The organism is Kitasatospora aureofaciens, assembly GCF_001188955.3.
In the GTDB taxonomy this organism is placed as follows: Bacteria; Actinomycetota; Actinomycetes; order Streptomycetales; family Streptomycetaceae; genus Kitasatospora; species Kitasatospora aureofaciens.
Genome location: NZ_JPRF03000064.1, coordinates 18,779 through 27,577 on the forward strand (window position 1 = coordinate 18,779; position 8,799 = coordinate 27,577).

The following is an 8,799-nucleotide window of genomic DNA, read 5'->3' on the forward strand; positions in this document are numbered from 1 at the left end:
CGAGTTGGCTGGAGACTGTGAGTGACTGCCGGATTGCCGGCTGGCTGACTTTCCGGCACCGACGACCTGCCGTGCTGCTGAGCCAGTTACCGGTTGGCGGCGGTGCAGGCCGTGCGAGCTGCACCGCGGGCGCGCAACAGCGCGGTGCGGCAGCGGTGTCGTTCATGGCTTTGCCCGCAGGGTGCGACTCTTGCGAAGGGGTGGACGTGAAGTACTTGGTGGAACTCCCGGTCGAGGGTGAGGCCGGGCTGGGGCAGTTGGTGAGGGTGGAGGTCGAGCCGGCCGGTGAGGGGTTGATTCAGGTGTCCCGGCCCGGCCAGGTGGCGGCACGGGCGGCGCGTTCGCTCGGGGAGATGCTGGCGGGTATCAGGCCGGTGGCGGAGAGCTTTGTCGAGGGCCTGGGCGGGATGGCGCAGGCGCCGGAGGAGATCTCGCTGGAGTTCGGCCTGTCGATGTCCGCCGAAGCCGACTTGGTGATCTCCACGACCACGGCGCAGGCCAATTTCAAGGTCTCGCTCACCTGGCGTCCGCCGTCTGCCGAGGCGGGTCGGACGCCGTGACCACTCCCGAGCCATCGGCTGGGGGGGATCCGGCGGCGTTGCACGCGGCGCTGCTGCGGGTCCAGGACTCGCGGGGCGAGCCGGTCGGCGTCGGCTTCCTGGTGGCGGAGGACTTGGTGCTCACCTGCGCCCACGTGGTGAGCACGGCACTCGGGCTGCCCGGTGGTGAGATGCCGCCAGACGGCGCGCAACTCGTGCTCGAAGCCGCTCTCTTACCGGCCATGCCGGGGCGGGAACCGGTGTCGGGCACGGCGCGGGTGAGAGTCTGGGGCCCGGCGCAGCCGGCCGCGGCCGACCTGGCCGTGCTCGCGCTAGAGGCGCCACTGCCCGGTGCCCGGCCGATCAGGTTGATCAAGACGGGCCCGCAGCAGACCTGGGACCACCCGTCCCGGGTCTTCGGATTCCCCCAGGGGCATCCCGAGGGCGTGTGGCACTCCGGAACCCTTCGGGCGAGGCTGGCCGGCCAGTGGGTGCAGCTCGACCAGTCCGGACAGGGCCACCGGGTGTCGGCGGGATTCAGTGGCAGCGCGGTCTGGGACGAGCAACTCGGCGGCGTGGTCGGCCTGATGACGGTGGCAGAGGCGGGCACCCCGCCGGTCAGCTACCTGATCCCGACCGACCGGCTGATCGCGGCCTGGCCCGACCTGGGACCGCTCGCCGAGCCGCCCTCACCGTTTCGCGGACTGAACGCATTCCAGGAGTCCGACACCGGCAGCTACTTCGGCCGCGAAGCCGACGCCGACCAGCTCGCCGCCATCACCGCGCGCGAGCGCTGGACCACGCTGGTCGGGCCCTCCGGCTGCGGCAAGTCGTCGCTGGCCATGGCAGGCGTCATCCCCAGGCGGCGTAAGGCCGGAGACAGCGCCGTGGTGGTCCACTTCGCCGCGTACAACACCGCGCTGCGGGCGCTGGCCGCGGCCCTGCTGCAGGAGCTGAACCCCGAACTGTCCGAGGCCGAGCGCCCGGCCAGGATCACCGAGCTGACCGAAGAACTCGCCACCCGAGGGATTCGCGAGACCGCATTCCGGATCCTGGAACTGAAGAAAAGCTCACGTCTGCTGGTCGTGCTCGACCAGTTCGAGGAACTCCTCGACCAGAGCGACAGCGCCATCGACGAGCTGGCCGAGGTGCTGGGCGGCCCCGGCACCCCCGACCAGGTCGCCGTGCTGGCCACCCTGCGCGCCGACCTGCTGGAACACGCCCTCGCCCACCCACGGCTGGGCCCGCTGGTCAGCAGGAAGATCCAGGCACTCCAACCGATGCGCCCCGACCAACTGCGCGAGGTCATCGCCAAGCCGGTCGACGCGGTCCCCGGTGCCCGCTACGAGGACGAGCTGATCGAGCGCATTCTGGCCGACGCCGGCTCCGAACCCGGCATTCTGCCGCTGCTCGGCTTCACCCTCGACCAGTTGTGGCGACGGTGCGCAGGCGGCCTCATCACCTATCAGGAATACACCCGGCTCGGCGGTGTCGCCGGCGCCCTCAACTACTGCGCGAAGGAGCAGTGGGGCGCCCTGATACCGGACGCGGACCGGGAAGCCGCCAGACGACTGCTCACCCGACTGGTGCGGATCCCGGTCGGCACGGCCGCGCCGCTGCGCCGCGCCGTCTACCGAACCGAGATCGATCCCCAGGAATGGGATATCGCCCAGCGCCTGGCCAGAGCCAGGCTCCTGGTGATCCAGGGCCAGGACAGCAGCGACCGCGCGGGCGAGGGCCGGCGTGTCGAATTCGCCCACGAGGCGGTTATCACAGCATGGGAGACCACCAGGGAGCTGGTGGCAGCGGACCGCTCGTTCCTGGCCTGGCGGGAGAGCATACAGAACGACCTGGACCGCTGGGAGGACCGGAATCGGCCGGCGGACCTACTGCCGACCCGAACCGCCATCGCGCTCTCACGACAGTGGCTGCCCGCCCGTTCGGCCGAACTGAGCGAGCCACTGAAGGACTTCCTCAAGCACGGCAAGCGGCGCCTGCGCCGTCGTCGTGGCGCACTGTGGTCCGGGGTCGCCACCGTCTGCGTCCTGGCGCTCGTCGCCGCGGCAGCCGCAGTGAACGCACAACGCGCACACAAGGACGCCGCGCGCAACGTCGCGATCACCCGCGCGAACACCCTCGCCGCGGACGCAGCCGCCCTGACCCCCACAGAACCGGGGCTGGCCGCCCAACTCGCGATCGCCGCCTACCGCACTTCCCCCACCCAAGCCGCTGCCAGCCAGCTCTACACAATCCTCGGCACGCCGCTCGACCACGTCCTCGCCACCACGGGCAGCGAAGTGATCAGCGTAGCTGCGCAGGCGCATGGCTCCCTGGTAGGGGCAGGTACCGAAGACGGCTCCGTGCGGATATGGAACACGGCCGACCCGTCCGCCCCGGTTGCGCACACGACGCTGCACCTGCAACGCGCAGCCGCGATCGCCTTAGCTCCCGACCAGCCGCAACTGGCCGCAAGATGCCCGGACCAGAGCGGCCTGTGTCTGCTGTCCCTGGCCGATCCCCAGCACCCGAGCACCCTGGCCAAGCTACCCCTGCCCGGACCGGACCAACTCCCCGGCGGCCTGAGAGTCAGCTCACTCGCATTCAGCCCGGACGGGAACCTGCTCGCCGCCGCCACAGAGCAGGGCTCCAGCATGCTCTGGTCCGTCCAGGACACCGCGAACCCGCGCCTCCTGCCAGTACTGCCCGGCAACGGCAACGGCACCCTGATAGGAGGAGTGGCCTTCGCCCCCACCAGCAAACTGCTGGCCACCAGCAACCAGGCCGGCGCCACCCAGCTCTGGGACCTGACCGACCCCGCCAAACCCGTCTCGACCACCGCCATCTCCACCGGCTACCAGTCGCTCGTTTTCAGCCCGGACGGCAACTGGCTGGCCGCGGGCGGGGACGCGCATGTGGACCTGTGGAAGATTGGCGACACCTCGAAACCGCTATCGGTCTTCCCCGGGGTCTCGGTAGATGTGATGAGCGTGGCCTACAGCCCAGAGGGCAGCCAACTCACCTTCGGCGGAATGGGCACGTATGACGCCAAGGGCGCGCTGTGCCATGTGGACGTCTCGAATATCAGCCTTGACAGCCTTGTGGTTCCGGCCTGCACCAGCACCGCCTTCGACACCAGAACCCTGGCGGCCACGCCGAACGGCGCGGTACTGAGCGGTGGAGGAGACGGAAAGGTACGCCTGTGGCGAGACCCGGTGGCGCGGGTCGGCGGCCTCCAGGTGACGGGCAAGGACAACTTCGCGATCAGCCCAGACGGGAACCTGATCGCGGCACCGGTCGAAACGCGTGCACGAGGCACCATGGGCGACAACTCGAAAATCGTCGGGCTGTGGGAGGTACCCGGATCCGGAGCCGGCGGGAAGGACCCCCTGGCCACAATCCCCCTCGCCACCTTCTCGCAAACGATCACCTTCCTCACCGCGACTGCGCTGCTGACCGTCGACCACGACGGCGCGGTGCAACTATGGGACATTCACGATCCCACACACCCAACCGGCGTCTCACTCGGCACGGCACACTTCCCCACCACCCCCACCGGGCTCGGCGATGTCATCGTGTCCTCGGGAGTCACCTCCTCCGATGATGGAAGCCTGGTCGCCGTACAGGGCGACGGCTACCTCCAGCTCTGGCGCGTGACCGACAGCCACACCGTCCTCAAGGCAGGCAAGCTCCCCCTCCCCGACCCCAACCGGGACCTGGCCGGCCTGGTGGACAACCACACTGCCTGCGTCCTCACCCAGGACGGCGTCACGTGGTGGGACATCAGCGATCCGCACCACCCGCAGCATGGCGTGGACTCGCCGCTGACCGGCGTGAACCACGGCAGCGTTGCGGGTTCCTCTGGCGTCGCCGCCGCGACTACGCAGGCCAGCGGGTTCGGCACCAGCTTGTACCTGTACGGCCTCACCGCCGGCCACCCGACCAGCACCGTCAAACTCTCCGACCGCTCCGGATCCACCGTGCGATTCAGCGGCGACAGCAAGCTACTGGCCGCCACCGGCGCGGCTGAGAACACCCTGGCTCTCTGGGACACCCGCAACCCGGCCCAACCACGGTCCATCGCGGCCATCAACACCCAGCCTGGTACCAGCGCCGTCGCCTTCAGCCCGAACAGCAAACTCATGGCCGTATGGGCCCGTGGCGACAAGTCCGCAGTTCAACTGTGGGACATCCGCAACCCGTCCATCCCCCACGTGACCGGGACCATCGCCCCCGGCGAATACGCGGAAGACATCCAGTTCACGCCCAACGGCGACCGGCTCGCCGTTGTCGGCAGTGATTCCGTCCGCTTCTTCGACACCGACCCGACTGCACTGGCCGATCGCCTCTGCGCCTACGCCGGCACCGGCATCAGTACGAACGACTGGACGCAGTACGCCCCGGGGATCCCATACCAGCCCCCATGCCCCTCGCGCCGCTGAGACCTGAGCAGTGTTTTCGACCACCCACCGTAACGCGGCAGCCTGCACCAACTTGCCACAGCCATAGGCATGACCGCGAACGGAATGGTGCAGCGCCTACTCCCGTCGACGTAGCCCTCGGTTCGAGAACCGAAGGCTACAAGCCCTCCTGGGTGTACGGCATCCGGTCAGGTGCTCGGGATGGTCCGCTCGGAGATGGGAGGCACGGCGCGGGGCGCCGGGCGCTCCGGTGCCCAGCATGCGATGGCGGTCAACGAGACCGTGCTCGCGTTCGTCCTCGGCGGTAGCGCGCCCGGGGCGGCGGGCGGGGTGGGCACGGTGCGGTCCTGGTCGACCGAGACCGAGTTCCTGCTGCCGGGCGGGCGGCGCAAGGTGCGTCCGGACGGGGTGTGGCAGGCCCCGGAGATCGGGGTGCCGGTGTTGATGGTGGAGGTTGACCGCGTCACCATGGCGCCGGCTGACGTCGCTGCGAAGTTCCCCCGGTACCGCGAGCTGTTCCGCACCAGGGTCCGCGACAACGACCCGGCCCTCGCTGACCGGGAGCCGGCCGACCGGACGGTGCACTGGTGGCGCCGTACCTGGCCGGGCCACACCCGGGCCGGGTACCCGCCGGTCGCGCTGGTCGTCACCGACGCCGGACCGGTCGCCCTGGCCAACCGCCAGGAAGCGGTCGGGGAGCTGTCGGCCGAGTGCTGGCGCGGCCGGTGGTGCAGGGAGGTCCGCGACGACAACGACGACGGGTGGCGCGAGTACGACGACGCCGTGCCCATCGTCGCGACCACGCTGGAGCTGCTGGCCGCCCGCGGGCCGCTCGGGCCCATCTGGTGGCGCTTTGGCCGCTCGGGCCGGCACTGCCTCATCGAGGCGCTGGAGGACCCGAACAACCGGGCCGCCTACGACCTGCGCCAGGCCGCCCGCGAGGACGAGGAGCACAAGGCCCACCAGGAGCTGATGGACTCCCTGGTCTGCATCGACTGCGGCGACGTTCCCGAGGAGGAGAGCACCTGGGAGTACGGCCGCCAGGGACAGGTCGAGTGGACCCGCCGCCCCGGCGGCCGCTGCTGGCCCTGCCACCAGGACCGCGAGGAGCGCCTGGAACGGGAGGCCGAAGAACAGCTGGAGGCCGCCCGGACCGCGAACGCCTTGCTGCGCCCGTGCTGGACGTGCCGGGGCTCGATCGGGGGGAAGGAGGGCTCGAAGCTGGAGCTGCGGGAGAAGGCCAGCCCGGACCGGCTGGAGTGCCCGCAGTGCGAACAGGACCGCGCCATCAAGGACTTGGGCGCGCTGGTGCTGCCCGCCCCGACCAAGCGCGAGCAGGTGGCCGCGCTGGTCTCCGCCCCGGACGATCCGTGGTGGGAGGAACGGGTGCTGCACGCCAAGCTCTACCCGGTGAGGGGCCGCCGGGTGTGACCTGTTGGTGGTTGGAGGCGCTTTTTGGGGTTGGCGGGGTTGGCTGGGGCAGCCGGTCGGCTGCTACGCCCGTCCCGGGCCGGGGCTGTTGCTGGTTGCTGTGTGTGTTCGCCGTGGGCATGCCATACGACTGGGGGCGGGGGTGCCGGGGGTGGGGAGTTGGCGGGTTTTCCGGCGGGTTCCTGGATTTTCTGCGGGTGGTTTTCGGGGGAGTTTTAGCCGAGGTTTTTGCCGGTGGTTTTGCTGGTTTTCTGCCCGCGCGCTCTGGGGCTCGATTTGAGTACTCGTCTCCCAGGGGCCCACGGTGTCCGGGGGCCGCTCGTCGGGGTCCTGCTCGGTGCCGTCGGTGTTCTGCTCGCCGCCGTCCAGGCCGCGCGGCGCGAGGCCGCCTGGCTGCTTGTCGGTGTCCGCCTGGCCCTGGTCCTGTTCGGTGCCGCCGTCCTTGCCGGCCGGGGGGTTGGCTGGATGCCTCGCGCGTGGCATCAAGCTTGGTGCGGGTCGGTTGTCTGGCCGCTGTCCGCGCCCCTGCCGTATCCCGCCCCCTGGCGCCCGTCCTGGCCGCCGTGCCCGCCGTCCGGGGGCCGCCGCGCCCGCTGTCCGGGGCGCCGCTGTGCGGTGCTGCGCCCTGCTCCGGCCGCCGTTTTGTGTGTGGTGGGGACGTGGCAGGTGGGCGCGACAGCCGCGGTGAACCTGGTTGTGGGGTTGTGGGGTTGGGTGTGGGGCCTGTGAGCCGGGCATGCCGGTCTTGTCCGGTATGCCCTGTGGGGGTTGTGGGGCAGGGCCCGTGTTCGCCCTGGTGGGGGTGCTTGTCTGTAGGGCGGCCTGTGGGGCTGTGTGGCCTGTAGGGCAGCGCCCGCCCGGGGCCGCCGTCGGCGGAGCCCGGCTGGCGATGTTGGGTGCCTCGCGCGTGCCATGGATGGGCGCCCGGCCCACCGTCGTCCGGGTGCCGTCCAGGCCGTCCGGGGCCGTCAGTGGCCGTGCGGGTCGCTTGGGTCGCTGCGTCTGGTCGACGTCGTCGGTTGATGCCTCGCGCGTCGCATGGAGGCCGGGGGGTGGCGGCTGCTCCCCGCGGCCGTGCCGCCGTCCCGCCGTCGTGGCCGCCGTCTCGGAGCCCGGCGCCCCAGGGCCGGCGCCCGGGGGTGTGGGAGGCCGTCAGGCCGCCGTCCAGGAGACGGGTACGCCGCCCTCGGGAGAGGCCTTGGGAGGGTGGCTGCGCCCCCGTGGCGGGTCTGGCCGGCACCTGCGCCCGGGGCGCCGCAGGCGCCTCCTGGACGACCTCGGCGCCGGGCCGCCAGGCCCACCCGAATACCGGCCATCCCCTGTTTCTCGGTGGCGCCGCAGGCGACACCCCCAGCCCTTTCCGAGGGGCCGCCAGGCCCCGACCCTCGCCGAAGGCCCGCGCTGTTTTCCGGTGCCGGTTCTGGTTGTTTTCGTCGTGTTGGGTCTCGGAGTTCGGGAGGGTGCCGGGACCGGTCATTGTTGGCCGGTGGCAGCGGGTAGCGGGTTGGTGGTCGTTGTGACATTAGGGGCGGGATTCCAGGTGCTGGCGGTGGGGTTTAGGACCGGATGCCGTGGTGTGTGTCCAGCCTCATTCCCGCGCGTCTGCCCGGTGACGTCCGAGACCGGTTCACGGTGACATCCCCGTGCGTTTCAGGGGGCCCGCGCCGCGCCCCGCGCCGCGCCCCGCGCTGCGCCCTGTGCTGCGCCGTGCCTGGGGCTTTTTGACGGGGTGGGGTGTGACGGTTCGGTGGCTGTTTTCGGGGGGTGCCCCGGCCGGATTCCCGGGGGTGGTGCGGGGGTCGGGTCGGTGACAGCTCTTGCATCTTCGACGGCCCCGCCCCCGCCTCGCCCCGGCACGGGGCGTCAGGCCTGGGGAGGACTGCCCGGGGAGCCCCGGCACGGGGCCGCTGGACGGGGTGGTGGTGGAGGCCCCGGCAGGGGCCCCGGACCCCCGGCAGAGGCACCCCCGACCCCCGAGTGAGACGCTGCACCGGGGATTTACGCCATATCGTCAACGGGTGCTCGGCCGGGTACCCCCTTCTCGTCGGGGGAGGGCCTTGTACCGGAAATGCGCGTCACATCGTCAACGCTGCCCGACCGTAGGGAGGGGGAGGGGTGCTACCGGAATTTTGCGTCACATCGTCAACGGCGGGGCGGCCCCGGGGGAGGGGCCTTGTACCCGAAATTCGCGTCACATCGTCAACGCGCCCGAGGAGCCGGGCCGTAGGCCCCCTCAGTTGCTGCCCCGTCAGGGGCCAAAGCCTGCCAGCGAATTCGCCGCAGGCGAATGGCCCAAGCCACCCCGCCCGGCGCAGCCGGGCCCCGAGGCGCAGCCTCGGGAACGCCACGCACGGTGACGCCGCCAGGCGTCACCCCCGCACCTGGCGGTGCGTCAGCACCGCCGCCCCGCC

Annotated in this window: 3 protein-coding genes; all 3 read left to right on the forward strand. The window is 71.1% G+C overall.

Annotated features, from left to right (window positions below):
- Nucleotides 1-71 precede the first annotated feature (71 nt).
- The 3 genes from HS99_RS33065 to HS99_RS33075 all read left to right on the forward strand — a co-directional run bounded on the left by HS99_RS33065 (nt 72) and on the right by HS99_RS33075 (nt 6,388).
- Complete coding sequence (locus tag HS99_RS33065; protein ID WP_223885852.1) at nt 72-560, forward strand: CU044_2847 family protein; 489 nt, start codon at nt 72-74, stop codon at nt 558-560.
- Nucleotides 557-4,978 carry an nSTAND1 domain-containing NTPase gene (locus tag HS99_RS33070; RefSeq protein WP_078867696.1) on the forward strand — a complete coding sequence of 1,474 codons (4,422 nt, stop codon included), beginning with the start codon at nt 557-559 and terminating at the stop codon, nt 4,976-4,978. The genes HS99_RS33065 and HS99_RS33070 overlap by 4 nt, the downstream gene beginning before the upstream one ends.
- Before the next feature lie 180 nt (nt 4,979-5,158).
- On the forward strand, nt 5,159-6,388 hold the full coding sequence (locus HS99_RS33075; RefSeq protein WP_046386256.1) for a replication-relaxation family protein: 1,230 nt from the start codon (nt 5,159-5,161) through the stop codon (nt 6,386-6,388).
- The last annotated feature ends 2,411 nt before the right edge of the window (nt 6,389-8,799 follow it).